At 74.9% G+C, this 20,059-nt stretch carries 10 protein-coding genes and 1 CRISPR repeat array; all 10 genes read left to right on the forward strand.

Going from position 1 to position 20,059, the window contains the following annotated elements; genetic code table 11:
- Window positions 1-12: 12 nt before the first annotated feature.
- The 10 genes from cas7e to AC2TEW_RS25890 all read left to right on the forward strand — a co-directional run bounded on the left by cas7e (window position 13) and on the right by AC2TEW_RS25890 (window position 19,953).
- Window positions 13-1,173, forward strand: coding sequence for a type I-E CRISPR-associated protein Cas7/Cse4/CasC (gene cas7e, locus AC2TEW_RS25845; protein WP_484625746.1), 1,161 nt, complete (start codon window positions 13-15; stop codon window positions 1,171-1,173).
- A complete protein-coding gene (gene cas5e / locus AC2TEW_RS25850) occupies window positions 1,170-2,003 on the forward strand; it encodes a type I-E CRISPR-associated protein Cas5/CasD (protein WP_484625747.1) in 834 nt (277 codons plus the stop codon). The genes cas7e and cas5e overlap by 4 nt, the downstream gene beginning before the upstream one ends.
- Complete coding sequence (gene cas6e / locus AC2TEW_RS25855) at window positions 2,000-2,656, forward strand: type I-E CRISPR-associated protein Cas6/Cse3/CasE (RefSeq protein WP_484625748.1); 657 nt, start codon at window positions 2,000-2,002, stop codon at window positions 2,654-2,656. Before cas5e ends, cas6e begins: the two co-directional genes overlap by 4 nt.
- A gap of 59 nt (window positions 2,657-2,715) precedes the next feature.
- Window positions 2,716-3,639 carry a type I-E CRISPR-associated endonuclease Cas1e gene (gene cas1e, locus AC2TEW_RS25860; protein WP_484625810.1) on the forward strand — a complete coding sequence of 308 codons (924 nt, stop codon included), beginning with the start codon at window positions 2,716-2,718 and terminating at the stop codon, window positions 3,637-3,639.
- A gap of 1 nt (window position 3,640) precedes the next feature.
- The gene (gene cas2e, locus AC2TEW_RS25865) at window positions 3,641-3,955 is read left to right on the forward strand and encodes a type I-E CRISPR-associated endoribonuclease Cas2e (RefSeq protein WP_484625749.1); all 315 of its coding nucleotides are present in this window, start codon (window positions 3,641-3,643) and stop codon (window positions 3,953-3,955) included.
- A gap of 24 nt (window positions 3,956-3,979) precedes the next feature.
- Window positions 3,980-5,166: a CRISPR direct-repeat array (repeat unit 29 nt; unit sequence GTCCTCCCCGCGGGAGCGGGGGTCAGCCG).
- A gap of 787 nt (window positions 5,167-5,953) precedes the next feature.
- Complete coding sequence (locus AC2TEW_RS25870) at window positions 5,954-7,363, forward strand: glycosyltransferase family protein (protein ID WP_484625750.1); 1,410 nt, start codon at window positions 5,954-5,956, stop codon at window positions 7,361-7,363.
- Between the two features lie 538 nt (window positions 7,364-7,901).
- Entirely contained in the window at window positions 7,902-10,982 is a 3,081-nt protein-coding gene (locus tag AC2TEW_RS25875) for a non-ribosomal peptide synthetase (RefSeq protein ID WP_484625751.1), read from the forward strand.
- A gap of 106 nt (window positions 10,983-11,088) precedes the next feature.
- Window positions 11,089-16,584 carry a non-ribosomal peptide synthetase gene (locus AC2TEW_RS25880; RefSeq protein ID WP_484625752.1) on the forward strand — a complete coding sequence of 1,832 codons (5,496 nt, stop codon included), beginning with the start codon at window positions 11,089-11,091 and terminating at the stop codon, window positions 16,582-16,584.
- Window positions 16,581-19,757 carry a non-ribosomal peptide synthetase gene (locus tag AC2TEW_RS25885; RefSeq protein ID WP_484625753.1) on the forward strand — a complete coding sequence of 1,059 codons (3,177 nt, stop codon included), beginning with the start codon at window positions 16,581-16,583 and terminating at the stop codon, window positions 19,755-19,757. The genes AC2TEW_RS25880 and AC2TEW_RS25885 overlap by 4 nt, the downstream gene beginning before the upstream one ends.
- 28 nt (window positions 19,758-19,785) lie before the next feature.
- On the forward strand, window positions 19,786-19,953 hold the full coding sequence (locus AC2TEW_RS25890; protein ID WP_484625754.1) for an MbtH family protein: 168 nt from the start codon (window positions 19,786-19,788) through the stop codon (window positions 19,951-19,953).
- The last annotated feature ends 106 nt before the right edge of the window (window positions 19,954-20,059 follow it).

The raw sequence follows: 20,059 nt of genomic DNA on the forward strand, positions 1-20,059 counted from the left end.
GACGAGCCGACCATGGCATCCACCAACAGCACCACCGCGCGTTTCATCGACATCCACGTCGTGCAGAGCGTGCCGTTCGCGAACCTGAACCGCGACGACAACAACTCCGTCAAGACCGTCCGCTACGGCGACACCGACCGCACCCGGGTCAGCAGCCAGTCCTGGAAGCGGGCGGTACGCACGTACTTCCAGCAGACCGCCGGCGAGCAGGCGCTGCGGACCAGGCGGATCGGCGCCCGCGTCGCGCGGCTGCTGGAGCAGCGCGGCTGGGAGCCTGCGCTGGCGCAGCGGGCGGGACAGCATGTGGCGGCCGGAAGCAGCATCAAGTTCGAAGTGGGTAAGGACTCCGCAGCCGTGTCCACCAACGCCATGGTGTACGTACCGGAGACCGCGGTGGCCGAGCTCGCCGATCTGGCCCAGGAGCACCGGGCCGCGCTGGAGGCGGCGAAGGACATCAAGAAGGCCGCCGACAAGAGCGTCCTGCCGCAGGACCGGATCGACAAGGTCCTGCGCTCGCGCAACGGGGTGATCAACCTGTTCGGCCGGATGCTCGCCGAGGTCGACGACGCCGGCGTGGACGGGGCGGTGCAGGTCGCGCACGCGCTGACCACACACGGCACCGACGTCGAGCTCGACTACTTCTCGGCCGTCGACGACGTCACGTCCGCCTGGGGCGACACGGCGGGCAGCGCGCACATGGGGCACGCCGAATTCAGCGCCGGCGTGTTCTACCGGTACGCGACCGTCGACCTGGCCGACCTGCTGCGCAACCTCGGCGGCGACAGCGCCTCGGCGCGGGAGCTGGCGGCCGGCTTCGTGGAGGCGTTCGTCCTGTCCCTGCCGCAGGCGAAGAAGACCGCGACGGCCCCGCACACCATCCCCGACCTGGTGCACGTCTCGGTCCGCTCGGACCGGCCCCTGTCCTACGCCGCCGCATTCGAGAAGCCGGTGCGCTCCGACCGCGAGGACGGCGGCTACGCGGCGCCGTCCCGGGCGGAGCTGGCCCGGTACGCGAGCGCCGCCGGCAAGCTGCTCGGCGGACGCGGAGTCGTACGCGCCGGCTGGGCCGGCCTGGAGGAGAAGGACCTGGACGGCCTCGGCACGCGCAGCGACTCCTTCACTGACCTCATCGACGCCGCACTGGACGCCGCGCTCGGCAAGGCGACCGCGTGAGCACCACACCCGCGGACGGCCCCGGGCTGCTGCTGCACCTGGCCGGGCCCCTGCAGTCCTGGGGCGAGCGCAGCCAGTTCAACGAGCGCGACACCGCACCGTTCCCGACCCGCTCCGGGATCATCGGCCTGCTCGCCTCCGCCCTCGGCCGGCGCCGCGGCGAGAGCATCGACGACCTCGCCGAACTGTCCCTCACGATTCGCGCGGACCGCCCCGGCGTCCTGCTGCGCGACCTGCACACCGTCGGCGGCGGACTCAGCGGCCGCGACACCGTCACCACCGCGGAGGGCAAGAAGCGACCCGGCGCAGCCGCGACGCTGCTGTCCCACCGCTACTACCTGGCGGACGCGGCGTTCACCGCCGCCCTCACCGGCGACCCGGACCTCCTGGCGACCTGCGCACAGGCTCTGCGGGAGCCGGTGTGGCCACCCTTCCTCGGGCGCAGGTCGTGCCCGCCGGAAGGCCCCCTGGCGCTCGGCCTCCTCGAGCGGCCGATGCACCACCTCGTGCACCTGCCGCTCGCCACCCGCCGCCGCACCGGACCGGACACGGTGCAGATCGTCTTCCACGGCGACCGGCCGCTCGACCACCTGGACCCGCCGACGCCGGGCACTCCCACCGCCTCCGACGGCAGCACACCCGCAGGCCAGATCAACGACGACCCGCTCACCTTCCACCCCCGCCACCGCGCCTACCGCACCCGGCCCCGCTACCAGCGCACCCTCACACTCCCCGCCGACCGCTGCGCCGGGTTCGGCACCGCGTATCTCGAGGCCCTCGGCACCTACCTCGACCAGCACGCCCTCCACGCCGAAAGGAGCCTGGTGTGAACCTCTGGCTCACCCGGATCCTGCCCGACCCCCGCAACCGCGAGGCCCGCAAGGACGCCGGCAGCGCCGTCGAGACGCACCACAGGCTGATGGCCCTGTTCCCCGACGACGTCCCCAGCACCGAAGCCCGCCGTGAACTCGGCGTCCTGTACCGCGTCGAACCCGCACCCGCAGGCCACCAGATCCTCCTCCAGAGCGCCCACCAACCGGACCTCACCCGCCTGCCACCCGGCTACGGCCGCGCACAGACCAAGGACCTCACCCCCCTGCTGACCGCACTGCGCACCGACCTGACCATTCGCTACCGGATCGCCGCCAATCCGATCCGCAAGCCCGGCCGCACCACCCGCGAGCTCTACAACCTCCGCTCAGTCGTCGCCCTGACCGGACCGGCCGCGCAGGAATGGTGGCTGCGCCAGGCCGAGGCCTCGGGCCTGAAGGTGATCACCGTCCACGCCGACCCACTGGACGCCGCCACCGGCTCCCGCCGCCAGGACGGCCACCGCGTCAAGCATGCCCGCACCCAGTTCGACGGCACGGCGATCGTCACCGACCCCGACCGGCTGCGCGCCCGGCTCGCCGAGGGCATCGGCAAGGGCAAGGCCTACGGCTGTGGGCTGCTCAGCATCGCACCTGCCCGGGACGGCGGGTGAACGCCGTGCCCGACCGGCGTTCACCCGCCCGCCGGCGGCTGGCAGCTCCGACCGTGGCCATGCTGCCAAGGATCGCCGACTCGCTGTCCTTCCTGTACCTCGACGTGGTGCGAATCGTCCAGGACGACACCGGGGTCTGCGCGGAGGTGACCAGCCCTCAACGGGGCACCGAAACGGTCTACCTGCCCACCGCGGCGATCAGCTGCGTCCTGCTCGGCCCCGGCACCTCCATCACCGCCCGAGCGCTGGCCACCTTCGCCCGCCACGGCACCACGGTCGTGGTCGCCGGCTCGGGCGGCGTCCGCTGCTACGCCGCGGCCCTCCCCGAATCCCTCAGCACCACCTGGCTCGAACACCAGGTACGCGCCTGGGCCGACGACGAGCGGCGGGCCTCCGTGGCCACCGCCATGTACGAGCAACGCTTCGGGCCCGGCACCGTCCCGCCGGGCACCGGCCTCGATGCGCTGCGAGGCATGGAGGGGCAGCGGGTCAAAGCGCACTACCGCCTTCTCGCCCAGCAGTACCGGATCGGCCGCTTCCGGCGCGCCTACGACCCGGCGTCCTGGGACACCCAGGACCCCGTCAACCTCGCTCTCTCCGCGGCCAACACCTGCCTCTACGGCATCGTGCACGCCGCTGTCCTGGCACTCGGCTGCTCGCCCGCCCTCGGCTTCGTACACAGCGGCAATCAGCAGGCATTCCTGTACGACATCGCCGACCTCTACAAGGCCGAACTCACCATCCCGCTCGCCTTCTCACTGCACAGCTCCACCACCCCGGAGCAGGATGCACGGCGAGGCTTCCGGGACGGCTTGCGGCTCTTCCGCCTGCTTCCCCGCATCGTCGCCGACATCCAGCGACTACTCGCGCCAGGAGCCGACACCGAAACCCTGGAGCTGGCAGAGCGGCTGGTCGATCTGTGGGATCCGGTCTCCGGCGTCGTTCCCGGCGGGGTGAACCACTCCCGCCAGAGCGGAGACTGACATGGCCTCGATGATCACGATGTCGGTCAGCGCCGTCCCCGCCCACCTGCGGGGTGCGCTGACCCGTTGGCTTCTCGAGGTCACGCCACAGCTGTACGTCGGAACGGTCTCTGCCAAGGTCCGGGACGAACTCTGGGCAAGCGTGATCGGCTGCATCGGTGACGGAGTTGCAGTTCTTGTCCAACCGGCAGCCAACGAGCAAGGCTTCGAACTCCGCACGGCCGGCGCCCAGCGAAGGCACCCGATCGACCTCGACGGCCTGACCCTGGTCGCCTTCGCGCCGACGGGCGAGTCAGGTCAAGGAACGGCAAAGTAGCTAGAACGCCCCAGGTCAAAAAGGGTCCTCCCCGCGGGAGCGGGGGTCAGCCGTGGATGGTGCGCGCGGCGGCGATGCTGCGGCGGTCCTCCCCGCGGGAGCGGGGGTCAGCCGATGAACGCGCCGGCGCCGGCGGCGGCGGTGGCGTCCTCCCCGCGGGAGCGGGGGTCAGACGCACTTGTCGGACATGAAGGGCCTCTGAGGCGAGTCCTCCCCGCGGGAGCGGGGGTCAGCCGGCCGTCGACGGTCTGCGCGAGCGGGCGATTTGGTCCTCCCCGCGGGAGCGGGGGTCAGCCGTCGACAGGGCGCACAGCCTAGAGCCGAGGTGAGTCCTCCCCGCGGGAGCGGGGGTCAGCCGTCGCCGCAGTACCCGGTCGTGTCGACCCGGTTGTCCTCCCCGCGGGAGCGGGGGTCAGCCGCCGAGATGCTCGGCCTCCGCGCCCGTGAGCTGGTCCTCCCCGCGGGAGCGGGGGTCAGCCGTCGAAGACCGCAGTCGGGCTGGCGGTCTGCGAGTCCTCCCTGCGGGAGCGGGGGTCAGCCGTGGGCGGCACGGATCGCCCGCGGCACCGACACGTCCTCCCCGCGGGAGCGGGGGTCAGCCGGCCGTGGCCGAGTGGGCCGACACCGTCAACCTGTCCTCCCCGCGGGAGCGGGGGTCAGCCGCTCCCGGCTGACGCCCGCCAGACCATCGAATCGTCCTCCCCGCGGGAGCGGGGGGCAGCCGCCCTCGGCGCGCTCCCGAACGCGAATGCGGCGGTCCTCCCCGCGGGAGCGGGGGTCAGCCGCCGACCCACGACCGGCTCAGCCGCGCGGAGATGTCCTCCCCGCGGGAGCGGGGGTCAGCCGCAGGCCGCGGGCTCGGTTGTTGTCGTGATCCCGTCCTCCCCACGGGAGCGGGGGTCAGCCGGACCGACCCGATACCGTCCGCGTGGAGATTGGGTCCTCCCCGCGGGAGCGGGGGTCAGCCGTTCGTCGGCCTGACCGAGCTCGCCCGCCGGATGTCCTCCCCGCGGGAGCGGGGGTCAGCCGTTCGTCGGCCTGACCGAGCTCGCCCGCCGGATGTCCTCCCCGCGGGAGCGGGGGTCAGCCAGCGACCAGAAGTGCCTCGACGTCGGGCCAGTCGTCCTCCCTGCGGGAGCGGGGGTCAGCCGTTCTGCGGTGTGCCGCACTTCGGGGCTCTTGTGTCCCCCCGCGGGAGCGGGGGTCAGCCGGTCGACTGGGACGACGACGGTGCCCGCTGCTAGTTCTCCCCGCAGGAGCGGGGGTCAGTCGGCGAACTCGCGGCCGACGGCGAGTTGGGCGAGGTCCTCCCCGCGGGAGCGGGGGTCAGCCGCGATGATCGACGCGTTGATGAACCCGGACCGGGTCCTCCCCCGGGAGCGGGGGTCAGCCGGTGGAGGCGGAAATCCGGCTCCCACCAGTGCCGTCCTCCCCGCGGGAGCGGGGGTCAGCCGCTGCATCGCACGGCTTGGCATCCTCAGAGGTTGTCCTACCCGCGCAGGCGGGGGCAGGACAACCATACCGACCGCACTCACCGCATAGCCTGAAACTGGATCACCCGACTGGCCCGTCCGACCCACCAACAACGTAGGACCACTCCAGCGGACGCGACCCGCTGGAGCCGGACCCGGTCACCTCGGAGGCCGTCCGCTGGATGGGTCGGCTGCTGCTAGAGAAGCAGAGTCAGTGGATGCTCGTGGCGGCCCTGGAAGCGGCCGGCTTCGAAACGCCCGCCACGGACGTGTGGAAGCACCAGGGGAGACGCATTCGAGCGGCGAAGCCCTCCCAGCGCGGTGAGGTTACCCACAGCCGCTGAGTGGCCTCAGTGCCGGGCCCCCGCCTGGGCGAGGGTGCGACCCGAGAGCGGTCCGGCCCTTGGTTGCCAGGATCGCGGGCATTTTTTCGCCGCCCCCGCGACAGGCGCCGACCTTCTTACGGAAGTCGGACGGCCGCCGCGGCGGTGCCCCGCGGAGGGGTCCGCGCTGGCAGGGTGGCCGGGTGCCCGGAACCACCCCCCGCCCCCGCTCCCGCTCCCGCCTCCACCCGCTCCTCGCGGCCTGCGCCGCCGTGCTCGCGCTGCTCGCCCTGGTCGCCGCGCTGGCCGCCACCGTCACCACCGGCGGCACCCTCGGCCGGCCCGGCCCGCTGTACGCCTGGTACCCGCTGGACGCGGTGCTGTTCGCGCTGGCCGTGCTGCTGCTGCGCCGGGTGTCGGCCCGGCCGGCGGCGGGCCTGGTGCTGGCCGGGGCCGTCGCCGTCGCGGCCACCGGGCTGCTCGCCCCGCCCCGCACCAGCGACGACGCCTACCGCTACCGCTGGGACGGCCGGGTGCAGGCGGCCGGCCTGTCCCCGTACCGCTACGCGCCCGACGATCCGGCGCTCGAGGGCCTGCGGGCGGGCTCCCCGGACCTGTTCCCGCCGGTCGGTCCGTGCACCGGCTGGGACGAGCGGCGTACCGCCGCCGGCGAGTGCACCCACCTCAACCGTCCGGCCGTCCACACCATCTATCCGCCGGTCGCCGAGGCGTGGTTCCTCGCGCTGGAGGGCGCGGGCGGTGGCATCCGGACCGCCCAGCTCGGCGGGGCGCTGCTCGCCGTCGCCACCACCGGCCTGCTGCTGACCCGGCGCCGGCCGGTGCGGGCCGCGCTGTGGGGCTGGTTCCCCGGGGTCGCGCTGTGGGCCGTCAATGACGCGCACGTGGACACCCTGGGCGCGCTGCTACTGGTGGCCGCTCTGCTGGTGGCGGCCCGGGGGCGGCAGGTGGGGGGCGGGGTGCTGTTCGGCGCCGCCGTCGCGGTCAAGTTGGTCCCGGCGGTCGCCCTGCCCGGCGCGTTGTCCGGGACGCTGGCCCGCCGACCGCGCCCGCGCGACCTGGTGCTGCCCGCGACGGCCCTGTTCACGGTAACCGCCGCCTACCTGCCGTACCTGCTGAGCTCCGGTGGCGGCGTGCTCGGCTACCTGCCCGGTTACCTGCGCGAGGAGGGCTACGACCGCAGCGAGGTGGACCGCTTCGGGCTGCTGAGGCTGGTCCTGCCGACGGCGTTCGCCCCGTACGCGGCGGCGCTGGTGCTGCTCGCCGTCGCGCTGTACGTGCTGCGCCGCGGCGACCAGCAGCGGCCGTGGGGCGGCGCGCTGCTGGTCACCGGAACCGCACTGCTGCTGGCCGCGCCCAACTACCCCTGGTACGCACTGCTGGTGGTGGCGCTGGTGGCCCTCGACGGGCGCTGGGAGTGGCTGGCCGTCCCGGCCGCGGGTGCCGCGCTGTACCTGGGCGGCGGCGACCTCCAGCAGCCCGCCTACGGCGCGGCGTTGCTCGCAGTGCTGGCGGGGGCCGTCGTCCGGCGCAGCAGGCGGGTGGACGGTCGGGGTGGTGCAACGCCTGTTCGCCGAACCGGGGTTGCCGTCTGACAGCTGATCAACGGAACGCAGGGACAGCCTGACCGCCGACTGACCGTCACCTCGCGGCGCCGGCCCCGACCGCCCGCCGGGCGGCCGGGGCCGTGGTGCGTTCCGGCCGCGGCGTCCGTCCGTCGAACGGTGGTGCACGAAGGACGAAAGGCGCGCCGCGTCGCCGTCCGGGATGGTCCGGGCGCGGCCGCGAGGGCCCGCAAGGGTCGTCCGTTCGGGGCGTCAATGTTGCTCTGGACATGCTGAGTTACGGTCCGTCAGGGCAGTTGGAGCAGTCTTGACGCCCCTGATGGTCTATGCCACTCTCTCCGCAGGTCTGGACCAATCTAAGCTGGCGTGAATCGCCGGAGCACCACCATTCGGCTGTGGCCACCATCCGTCGGCGGATCGGATCGGCGGACACGGCGGCCCAGGACAGCCCCGGACGGCGTGCGGCCCACGCCCGGGCACCCGCCGCCGTACCCCGCATCGCGACCCGGCCGCCGGGACGGTCACCGCTCACGCTCCCCGCAGCACCCACCACTCGAAGTGAGCAGCGATGCCTGAACAGAACGCGGCCCGCCCGTCCGTCCCGGCCGGCGCGGCCCAGCACGGGGTCTGGCTGACCGAGCGCCTCGGCCTGGCCGGCCGGAACTACCACATGCCGCTCGGCGTCGACTTCGAACGGATCGACCCGGCCGCCCTCGCGCTCGCCTGGGAGGACGTCCTCGACCGCCACCCCGTGCTGTGCTGCGCGCTGGCCGAACGGGACGGTGCCCTGCACCTGGTGTCCGCCGGGCCGCGCCCCTCGCTGCTGGTGGCCGATGCGCGGGCCGACAGCGCCGCCGAGTTCGCCAAGCGACTGGAGGAGGAGGCCTCCCGCCCGTTCCGGCTGGAGACCGGCCCGCCGGTGCGTGCCACCCTGTACCGCCGCCCCGGCGGCCGGGCCCACCTGCTGACCGTCGCCCACCACGCCGTCTTCGACGGGATGTCCAAGGACCTGCTGCTCGCGGACCTGGCCACCGCCTACAACGCCCGCCGCCTCGGCCGCACCCCCGCCCTGACCGTCGAGCAGCCCACACCGCAGGCGCCACCGCCCGCCGACCTGGTCGCGCAGGCCGCGCAGTGGTACGCCGGGCGGTGGACCGACCGCGCCGAGGTCGCGCTCCCCGGCGCCGGCCGCCCGGCCGCCACCCCCGGTGGCCCCGCCGAGAGCGTCGACCGGCTGCTCGGCCCGGTCGAGCACCGCGCCCTGCACACCGCCGCCCGGACGGCCGGGGTCAGCGTCTTCGAGCTGCTGCTGGCCGCCGCGCACGCCCTGCTGCAGCGCTACGGCAACGAGGACGCCTCGATCGCCGTCCCGCTGTCCACCCGCGGACCCGACCGGCAGCACGCCGTCGGCCTGTACGTCAACGAACTCCCGCTGCCCGTACCGGCCGTGGACCAGGACACCACCGGTCTGGCCGGCTTCGCCCGGGCAGTGCGGGCCCGGCTGCGGGAGATCTATCCCTTCCGCGCGGTGCCGTTCGGCACGGCCGTCCGCGGCCTGACCCCGCGGGTCGGCCTGACCCCCGTCACCCTGAGCTACCGGCGGCGCGGCGCCGACCCGCTGTTCGAGGACGCCGAGGCCGTGGTCGACTGGGCGGTGTCCAACCACAGCGCCCGCACCACCCTCAACCTCCAGGTGGTGGACGGTCCCGACCGGGCACAGATCTCGCTCCAGTACGACCCGGCCGTGGTGCCGCCGGACGCCGCCCGCCGGATCGCCGGGCACTACGCCACCCTGCTCGACGCGGCCGTCGGAGACCCGGACCGGCCGCTGGCCGAACTCCCGCTGCTGGGCGAGGCCGAACTGCACGCCGTCACCGAGGGCTGGAACGCGACCGCCACAGACACCCCCGCCACTCCCGGCCTCACCGTGCTCGACCTGATCGACCGCCGGGCCGCCCTCACCCCCGACGCGGTCGCCGTCACCGCCGCCGACGAGACGCTCGACCACCGCACCCTCGCCGCCCGCTCCACCGCCCTCGCCGCCACCCTGCGGGCCCGCGGGATCGGCCCCGGCAGCCTGGTCGCCGTCCACCTCGACCGCACCGCCCGGCTGCCGGTCGCGCTGCTCGCCGTCCTGCGCACCGGCGCCGCCTACCTGCCGCTCGACCCGGCCCACCCGGCCGCCCGGCTGGCGTTCCTGCTCGCCGACTCCGGCGCCGACCTGCTGCTCACCGACCGCCGCCCGCCGGCCGAACTCCTGGACCTGGCACCGGTGCTGCTGGTACCGGACACCGACCCCGCCGCCCCGGAGGCGGCGCCGCCCACCGACCGCCCCGGCCCCGGCCCCGGCGACACCGCGTACGTGCTCTACACCTCCGGTTCCACCGGGCGCCCCAAGGGTGTCGCGGTCGGCCACCGGGCACTCGCCAACCTGCTCGGCTCCTTCGCCGAGCGGCTCGACTCCGGGCCCGGCCACGTCTGGCTCGGCCTGACCTCGCTCTCCTTCGACATCGCCGCGCTGGAGCTGTTCCTGCCGCTCGCCACCGGCGGCCGCCTGGTGCTCGCCCCCGACGGCCTGGCCGTCGACGGGCCCGGCCTGCTGCGCCTGATCGCCGCCGAGGGCGTCACCCACGCCCAGGCGACCCCCTCCGGCTGGCGGGTGCTGCTGGCCGCCGGACCCGGCCGCACCGGCCTGACGGCGCTGGCCGGCGGCGAGGCGCTGCCGCTGCCGCTGGCGCGCGGGCTGCGGGCCGCGGTGGCCCGGCTGTTCAACGTCTACGGGCCGACCGAGACCACCATCTGGTCGACCTGCGCCGAGATCCCCGCCGAACCGCAGCGGGTCGGCATCGGCCGTCCGATCGCCAACACCCGGGCGTACGTGGTCGACGGCGCCCTGCGGCCGGTGCCGGTCGGCCTGCCCGGCGAACTGCTGCTCGGCGGTGACGGACTCGCCCTCGGCTACCTGGGCCGGCCCGCCCTCACCGCCGAGCGTTTCGTGCCCGACCCGTTCGGGCCGCCCGGCTCCCGGCTCTACCGCACCGGCGACCTCGCCGCCTGGGACGGCGAAGGCGGGCTCGACTACCTCGGCCGGATCGACCAGCAGGTGAAGATCCGCGGCCACCGGATCGAACCCGGTGAGATCGAGTCCGCGCTGCTGGAGCACCCGCAGGTGGCCGAGGCCGCCGTCACCGTCCACCACGGCCCGGACGGTGAACCGCGGCTCGCCGCCCACCTGGTCGGCACCGCCGACCCCGCCGCCCTGCGCGAGCACCTGCTGCGGATGCTGCCCGCCGCCATGGTTCCCCGGCACTTCACCACCCTGGACCGGCTGCCGCTGACCCCCAACGGCAAGCTGGACCGCCGGGCCCTGCCCGAGCCCCCCGCGGAGGCGGTGGCGCCCGCGCCCGCCGGGGCCCGCGCCACCGGCGACGAGGTCACCGACGCGCTGTGCGCCATCTGGTGCGAGGTGCTCGGCCTGCCGGAGGCCGGCCCCGACGACGACCTGTTCGACCTCGGCGGGCACTCGCTGACCATCATCCGGATCTCCTCGCGGATCCGGGAGACCTTCGGCGTCGAGGTCGACTTCGACGTCTTCTTCGACACCCCGACCGTGGCCGGCATCGCCGAGGCCGTCGCCCGGCTGCGCTGACCCGCGCCCGTCCCGCCCGCTGCCCGGGCGCCCCCGTTCCGCCCGCTGCCCGCCCGCCCCCGTCCCGCCCGCCGGCCGGGCGCCCCCGATCCCGAACAGGACCACGATGACCGAAACCCAGCCCCTGACCACGGGCTGGTCCGACGCCAAACGGACCCTGCTGGCGCAGCGGCTGCGCGGCGCCCGCGGCCCCGCCCGTACCGTGCACCCGAGGCCCGCCGGGAGCGCGGCGCCGCTGTCCAGCAGCCAGGAACGGCTCTGGTTCATGGCCCAGCTCGCCCCCGGCTCCACCGCCTACGCGCTGGCCCCCGCCCGCCGTCTGCACGGCCGCTACGACCGGGCCGCGCTGGACGCCGCGCTCACCGACCTGCTCGCCCGGCACGAGAGCCTGCGCACGACCTTCCCGGCGACCGCGGACGGCACGGCGTACACCGTGGTCGCCGATCCGGCGCCGTTCACCGCCGGGTACCTGGACGCGAGCGGCGAGGCCGAACCGGACCGGCGCGCCGCCGAGGCCGTCGAGGCGCTGCTCGCCGAACCCTTCGACCTCGGCCGCGGCCCGCTGCTGCGGGTCCTGCTGGTCCGCCTCGCCGAGCGCGAGCACGTCCTCGCCCTGGTGCTGCACCACATCGTCTGCGACGGCTGGTCGATCGACCTGCTGCAGCGCGAACTCGACGCCCTGTACGCCTGGCACGCCGACGGCACCCCGCACGGCCTCTCCGAACCCGCCCTCCAGTACGGCGACTACGCCGCCTGGCAGCGGGCCAGGACCGCCGACGGCGCCCTGGACGCCTCCCGCGCCCACTGGCAGGCCGAACTGGCCGGCGTCCCGGCGCTGGAACTGCCCGCCGACCGGCCGCGGCCGCCCGTCCTGACCTACGACGGCGCCGCCCACGAGTTCCACTGGGATGCCGACCTGTCCGGCCGGATCACCGAACTGGCCCGCGCCCACGGCGCGTCCCGCTACATGGTGCTGCTCGCCGCCTACCAGGTGCTGCTGGCCCGGCACAGCGGCCAGACGGACTTCGCCGTCGGCTCGCCGGTGGCCGGCCGCCTGCACGGCGAACTCGAGGACCTGGTCGGCATGTTCGTCAACATGCTGCCGATCCGGGCCCGGCTCACCCCGGAGCTGACCTTCGGCCGGCTGGTCGGCCGGGTCCGTGAGCAGACCCTGGACGCCTACGCCCACCAGGAGGTGCCGTTCGAGCAGATCGTCTCCGACCTCGCCGTCGAACGGGACGTCAGCCGGGCCGCCGTCTTCCAGACCACCTTCGCCTTCCAGAACTACGGCGAACGCGCCGCCGCCGCACCGCCCGGCGCCACCCGCACCGAGGGCTTCGGCCACCGCGCCGCCACCACCCACCACGACCTCGCGCTGTACCTGCGCGACGAGCCCGACGGCCGGCTGTACGGCCTGTTCACCTACCGCACCGACCTGTTCGACCACACCACCGTCGAGCGGCTCACCGCCCGCTTCGAGGTGCTGCTGCGGGCCGCCCTCGCCGACCCCGACCGCCCGGCCCTGGAACTGCCGCTCCTCGCCCCCGGGGAGGACACCGAACTCGCCGCCCGCGCGGCCGGTCCCGCCCTGCCCGCCGACGGCCCGGCCACCCTCACCGCCCTGCTCGCCGAGGCCGCCGCCCGCGCCCCCGACGCCCCCGCCCTCACCCACGGCAGCGAAACCCTCACCTACGCCGCCCTCGAACGCCGCGCCACCGGCTTCGCCCACCGCCTGCGCGCCCTCGGCGCCGGACCCGGCGACGTGGTCGCGCTCTGCCTCGAGCAGTCCCCGGACCTCGCCGTCGCCATGCTCGGCACCCTCAAGGCCGGCGCCGCCTACCTCCCGCTCGACCCCGAACAGCCCGCCGGACGGCTGGAGTTCCTGCTCGCCGACTCCGCCGCCGCCGTGCTGGTCACCGGACCCGGCGCCGCCCCGCCGACCGGCCGCCGCGGCACCGTACTCGGCATCGACGCCGCCGCCGAACACGCCGCAGGCGACCGGCCCCTCCCCGAACTCGCCGGCCCCGGCGACCTCGCGTACGTCATCTACACCTCCGGCTCCACCGGCCGCCCCAAGGGCGTCGCCGTCCAGCACCGCCAGATCGTCAACTACCTGGCCGGCGCCGCCGAACGGCTGCGGATCGAACCGGGCGGCTCGTACGGCCTGCTGCAGTCACTCGCCTTCGACTTCAGCATCACCATGCTGTACCTCGGCCTGTCCACCGGCGGGCGGATCCACCTGCTGCCGCGGCGGATTTCCGGCGCCGAACTCGCCGACGCGATGGCCGGCTGCGCCATCGACTACCTCAAGATGACCCCCTCCCACCTGGCCGCCCTCGCCGCCGACGCCCCCGCCGAACGGCTGCTGCCCCGCAAGGCCCTGGTCCTCGGCGGCGAGGCGAGCCCGGCCGGCTGGGCCCGCGGCCTGGCCCGCCTCGGCCGGTGCGCCGTCTTCAACCACTACGGCCCCACCGAGACCACCGTCGGCGTCACCGTCCACGAGGTCCTGCCCGACGGTCCCGGGCACGGCTCCACCCCGATCGGCCGCCCGCTGGCCGGCGCCCGCTGCTACGTGCTGGACGAGCGGCTGCAGCCCGTCCCGCCCGGCACCGTCGGCGAACTGCACCTGGGCGGCGACCGGCTGGCCCGCGGCTACCTCGGCCGCCCCGACCTCACCGCCGACCGCTTCCTGCCCGACCCCTACGCCACCGCACCGGGCGCCCGGATGTACCGCACCGGCGACCTGGTCCGCCACCGGCCCGACGGCGAACTGGAGTTCCTCGGCCGCGCCGACCACCAGATCAAGGTCCGCGGCCACCGCGTCGAACCCGGCGAGATCGAGGCCGCCCTCACCGCCGTCCCCGGCGTCACCCAGGCCGTCGTCCTCGCCCGCGGCGACGGCATCAAGCAGCACCTGGTCGGCTACCTCGAGTGGCCCGGCGACGGCGAGCCGCCCACCGCGGCCGCCCTGCGCACCTTCCTCGCCGACACCCTGCCCGACTACATGGTCCCGGCCCGCTACGTGGCACTCGACCGCCTCCCGCTGCTCGCCCACGGCAAGGTCGACCGCGCCGCGCTCCCCGCCCCCGCCGACGGCCCCGCCGACCCGACCGGCTACCGGCCCCCCGAGGGCGACACCGAGGAACTGATCGCCGCCCTCTGGGCCGACCTGCTCGACCTGGACCGGGTCGGCGCCCTCGACGACTTCTTCGAACTCGGCGGCCACTCGCTGCTCGCCACCCAGGTGGTCGCCCGGCTCCGCCGCGCCCTGCCCGACCAGGCCCGCACCCTCGGCGTGATGGACCTCTTCCAGCACCCCACCGTTCGCGCGCTCGCCGCCGTGCTCGGCGCCGACGCCGGCGAGCGCGGCCCGCGTCGCCTGCTGCACCGCCTCACCCCGCCCCGCACCCGCACCACCGCCTCGGTGGTCTGCGCCCCGTACGGCGGCGGCAGCGCACTCATCTACAAGCCGCTCGCCGACGCCCTCCCGGACGACTGGGCGCTGCACTCGCTGGCCGTCCCCGGCCACGAACTCGGCGAGGAGTCACGGCCGTTCGACGAGGTCGCGGCCGAGACCGCGCAGGAGATCCTGGACGGCGTCGAAGGCCGGATCGTGCTCTACGGCCACTGCGGGCTCGGCGTGATGCTGACCGTGGAGATCGCCCGCCGGCTGGAGGCCGCCGGCCGCGAGGTCGACGCCGTCCACCTCGGCGGCAGCTTCCCCTTCGCCCGCCCCGAAGGACGCGGCGCCGCCCTCTCCGAACGCTTCGGCGCCCTCACCGACCGGCTGCGCAGCGACCAGGACATGGTCAACGCGCTCACCTCGGCGGGCCTGGACACCGAGGACTTCACCCCCGAACAGCTCACCCTGATCGTCCGCAACCGGCGGACCGGCACCAAGAAGGCCGAGCAGTACTTCGGCGAACTGTTCCGCACCGCCGGCGGCCGGCTGAAGGCCCCGGTCATCGCCGTCGTCGGCGAACGCGACCCCGCCACCGAGTTCTACCAGGAACGCCACCGCGAGTGGCACCGCCTCACCGACACCACCGGCGTGGTGGTGCTCGACGAGGCCGGCCACTTCTTCCTCAAGTACCGCGCCGGGGAACTCGCCGCCGTCCTCACCGAGGTGCACCCCGCCATCGCCGCGGGCACCGAGCAGGACCACGCCCGCACCCCCGACGCCACCTGGTGGCTGGAGGACGTCTCCCGCGACCCGGCCGCGGCCCGCCCCGCTGCTGCCGAAGGCACCGGACGGCAGGTCAGGCCCAGCCTCGGCCGCTTCCTGGCCGTCGCCACCGGCCAGCAGATCTCCATGATCGGCTCGGCGCTCACCGAGTTCGCCCTGCCGATCTGGATCTACCTGCGCACCGGCTCGCTCGCCGACCTCGGCCTGCTCGCCGCCTGCGGACTCGTCCCCGGCATCCTGGCCGCCCCACTGGCCGGCGCCGTCGTCGACCGCGGCGACCGCCGGAAGGTGATGCTGGCCGGCGACCTCGCCGCCGGCGCCACCCAGGCCGCCCTGCTGGTGCTGTACCTCACCGGCGGCCTGCACGTGTGGCACGCCTACGCCCTGATCGCGCTGCTCTCGCTCGCCCTCGCCTTCCAGCGCTTCGCCTGGGGCTCGGCCGTCCCGCAACTGGTCCCCAAACGCTTCCTCGGCCGGGCCAACGGCATCGTCCAGATGGCACTCGGCTTCGCCCAGTTCCTGGTCCCGCTGTTCGCCGTCGGCCTGCTGGCCGGCATCGGCCTCGGCGGCATCCTCGCCGTCGACGTGGTCAGCTACACCGCCGCCGTCGCCGTCACCCTCGCCGTCCGCTTCCCGCAGGCGATGGCCTGGCGCCGCCGCGAGAGCGTCACCGAGGAGATCAGGGCCGGATTCCGCCGGGCGCTCGGCAGCCGGCACTTCCGCGCCATGCTGGTCTACTTCGCCGTCCTCAACATCTTCCTCTCCCCACTGTTCCTGCTCACCACCCCGCTGGTGCTCTCCTTCGCCGACCTGCCCGCCACCGGCTGGGTCGCGCTGGCGGCCGGCGCGGGCGCCGTCGCCGGCGGCCTCACCCTGCTGATCTGGGGCGGCCCGCGCCGCGACCGGCTGCGCGGCGTCCTGTACGCCACCCTGGGCCTGGCCGCCGCCTGCGTCCTCACCGGCCTGCGCCCGGCCCTGCCGCTGGTCGCCCTCGGCGCGTTCGGCATGACCCTCGGCCTCGCCCTGCTCAACGGCACCTACGCCACCATCATCCAGACCAAGGTCCCGCTGCGCTTCCACGGCCGGATCATCGCCGTCAACACCATGGTCGCCTGGTCGACCCTGCCGATCGGGTTCGCCGTGGTCGCCCCCACCGCCCCCGGCCTGCTGCAACCCCTGATGGACGAGCACGGCGCGCTCGCCGGCACCGTCGGCCGCCTGATCGGCACCGGCGAAGGCCGCGGCATCGGCCTCGCCTACCTGCTGTTCGGACTCGCCATGGCCGCGCTCGCCCTGATCTGCCTGCGGATCCCGGTCCTCGCCCGGTTCGACCGCGAGGTACCCGACGCCGTCTCCGACGACCTGGTCGGCCTGAAGACCCTGCAAGCCCGCACCAAGGACGAGGTGGACGCATGACCACACCCGCCGACCCGCCCGGCCACCCGCTCACCCCCGACCAGCACCGGCTCTGGTTCCTCCAGCAGCTCGACCCCGCCGACACCGCCTACCACCTCTACCTCGCCCACCGCTGGCGCGGCCCGCTCGACCAGGCCGCCCTGCGCACCGCCCTGGACGGCCTCGCCGCCCGCCACGACATCCTGCGCACCCGCTTCCCTCTGATCGGCGACCACCCCCGCCAGATCGTCCACCCGCCTGGTCCGGCCGACCTCACCGTCCACCACCTCCCGCCCGGCGCCACCGACGCCGACCTCACCGCAGCCGTCGCCCCCCACGTCAACCGGCCCTTCGACCTGACCACCGACCCGCCGCTGCGCGCCGTCCTGGTCAGTTCCGGCGAACACGAACACGCACTCTGCCTGGTGCTCCACCACATCGCCGCCGACGGCTGGTCCGCCGCCCTGATCCAGCAGGAACTCCTGGCCCGCTACCAGGGCGCCGACCCCGCCGCACTCCCGCTCCAGTACGGCGACCACGCCCGCGCCGAACAGCAGCGGCTGACCCCCGAGGCCACCGAGCAGGCGTACGCCCACTGGCGGGCCCGGCTGGCCGGCACCGAACCGCTGCGGCTGCCCACCGACCGCCCCCGGCCCACCCGCCCCACCCACCCGGCCGGCTTCACCGACCTCCACCTCGGCCCCGAACTGACCGCCGCCGTCGACCGCTTGGCCCGGACCGAACGCTGCACCCCGTACATGGTGCTGCTCGCCGCCTACCAGATCCTGCTCGCCCGCTGGAGCGGCCAGGACGACTTCACCGTCGGCACCCCGCTCGCCGGCCGCGGCGAGAGCGCCCTCGAAGCGCTGATCGGTTACTTCACCCGGACCGCCGTGATCCGCGCCGACCTCACCGGCGAACCGGACTTCCGGACCGTGCTGCGCCGGGTCCGGGCCGCCACCATGGACGCCCTCGCCCACCAGGACGTCCCGCTCGAACGGCTGGCCGCCGACCAAGGCGCCGGACCCGGCCAACTGCCGTTCCGCACCCTGTTCATCCTGCAGAGCCAGACCGAGGCCGACACCGCCCGGCCCCAACTGCCGCCCGGCGTCGAACTGACGGCGCTGGACTCCGGCTTCGCCCGCGCCAAGGCCGACCTGCTACTCGACTGCTGGCGCACCACCGACGGCCTGACCTGCTCCTTCTCCTACGACCTGGAACTCTTCGACCGGACCACCGCCGACACCCTCGCCCGCCGCTACCGCACCCTGCTCACCCACGCCACCGCCGACCCGCTCACCGCGGCCCACGGCGACTGGCTGCTGGACCGCGACGAACGCACCGCCCTGCTCGCCCGCGCCACCGGCCCCGCCCTGCCCGCCGTCCGCCGGACCCTGCTCGAACGCTTCACCGAACAGGTCGCCCTGCGCCCGGACGCCCCCGCCCTCGCCCTCGGCGACTCCACCCTCGGCTACGCCGAACTCGACCGCCGGGCAACCCGGTTGGCCGCCCGGATCGGCCCGCTGACCGGCCGGGTCGCCGCCGTCGCGCTCGCCCCCTCGTACGAGCTGGTGACCGCCATGCTGGCGGTCTGGAAGGCCGGCGGCGCCTACCTCCCGCTGGACGCGGCCCAGCCGGCCGAACGGCTGCGGCAGCTGGCCGCCGACGGCGGCGCGAGCCTGCTGCTCGCGGAGGCCGACGCGCCCGACCTCGGGATACCGCGCACGGACCCGGGCGAGGACCCCGGATCACCTGCCGGGCAGCCGCCCGGTGCCCAGGCCGACGCGCCCGCATACGTGCTGTTCACCTCCGGCTCCACCGGGCGGCCCAAGGGCGTCGTGGTCGACCACGGCGCACTCGCCGACCGGATCGACTGGATGGCGGGCAGCGCCGACGGCGGCTACGGGCTCGGACCCGGCGACCGGATCGTCCAGTTCGCCTCGATCGGCTTCGACACCCACGCCGAGGAGATCTGGCCCGCCCTCGCCTCCGGCGCCACCTGCGTCCTGCTCCCCGGCGGCGGCCGAACGCTGCCCGACCTGCTGCGCGGCGAAGCCGGCCGACAGATCACGGTCCTCGACCTGCCGACCGCGTACTGGCACGAACTCGTCCTGCTGGAAGAGGAGTTCGACTGGCCGCAACAGCTGCGCCTGGTGGTGCTCGGCGGCTCCGCGGTGGAGGCGGGCCCGCTGGCCCGCTGGCACGCCCGGCACGGCGGCCGGATCCGGCTCGTCAACACCTACGGCCCGACCGAGGCCACCGTTATTGCCACCAGCGCCGACCTCACCGCACCCGGCCCCGGCCCGGCGGCGGACCCGGCCGCGCGGCCGCCGATCGGGCACCCGCTCCCCGGGGTGCGCTGCCACGTCCTCGACCGGCAGTACGGCCTGGTCCCCGATGGCGGCGAGGGCGAACTCTTCCTGGCCGGCGCCGGACTGGCCCGCGGCTACACGGGCCGCCCCGACCTGACCGCCGACCGCTTCCTGCCCGAACCGTACGCAGCGGAGCCCGGCGCCCGGATGTACCGCACCGGCGACCGGGTCCGCCGCCGGGCCGACGGCGCACTGGAGTTCCTCGGGCGCACCGACACCCAGGTCAAACTGCGCGGGTACCGGATCGAGCCCGGCGAGGTCGAGGCCGCGCTCACCGCCCACCCCGCGGTCGCCCACGCCCTGGTCCTCGTCCGGGACGGACGGCTGCTCGGCTACGCCGTCCCCGCCCTCGGAGCTGCACCCGCCGAAGCCGCGCTGCTGGCCCACCTCGCCGAGCGGCTGCCGGCCTTCATGGTGCCGGCGAGGATCGCCCTGCTCGACCGGATCCCGCTCTCCGTGAACGGCAAGCCGGACCCGTCCGCCCTGCCCGACCCCGGACCCGGCACCGGCGCGGCCGGGGGCGGCGGGTCCGCGTACCTCGCGCCGCGCACCGACGCCGAACTGCTGGTCGCCGAGATCTGGGAGGACGTCCTCGGCATCGACAAGGCCGGGGCCCTGGACGACTTCTTCGCGCTCGGCGGCGACTCCCTGCGGGTCACCCGGGTCGCCGCCCGGATCCGCTCACTCGCCGGGCTGGACCTCACCATCCGCGAGGTCTTCGAACACCCCGTGCTCGCGGACCTCGCCGAACGGGTCGAGGCCCTGCTGATCGCCGAGATCGACGCCCTGACCGACGCCGAGGCCACCGACCGCCTCGTCTGACCACCCCCGACTACCCCAGGAGGACACCATGTTCGCCGTTGTGATCAATGACGAGGAGCAGTACTCGGTCTGGCCCGCCCACCGTGAACCCCCGGCCGGCTGGCGCCCCGAGGGTACCCGCGGCACCCGCGAGGAGTGCCTGGCCCGCATCGCCGACATCTGGACCGACCTCCGCCCCCTGACCGCCCGCCCCTGACCCTGGGGCACAGTGAACTGAGCGAGTACCCCCGAAGGGGCGCGGGGGGAGGGGTGGAGCGGGAGGGGAGGGGGTGTGCCTCCCATTTTTCTCACGTTCCCCCCCC

This window comes from Kitasatospora sp. NEAU-CNBT7 (genome assembly GCF_057220535.1).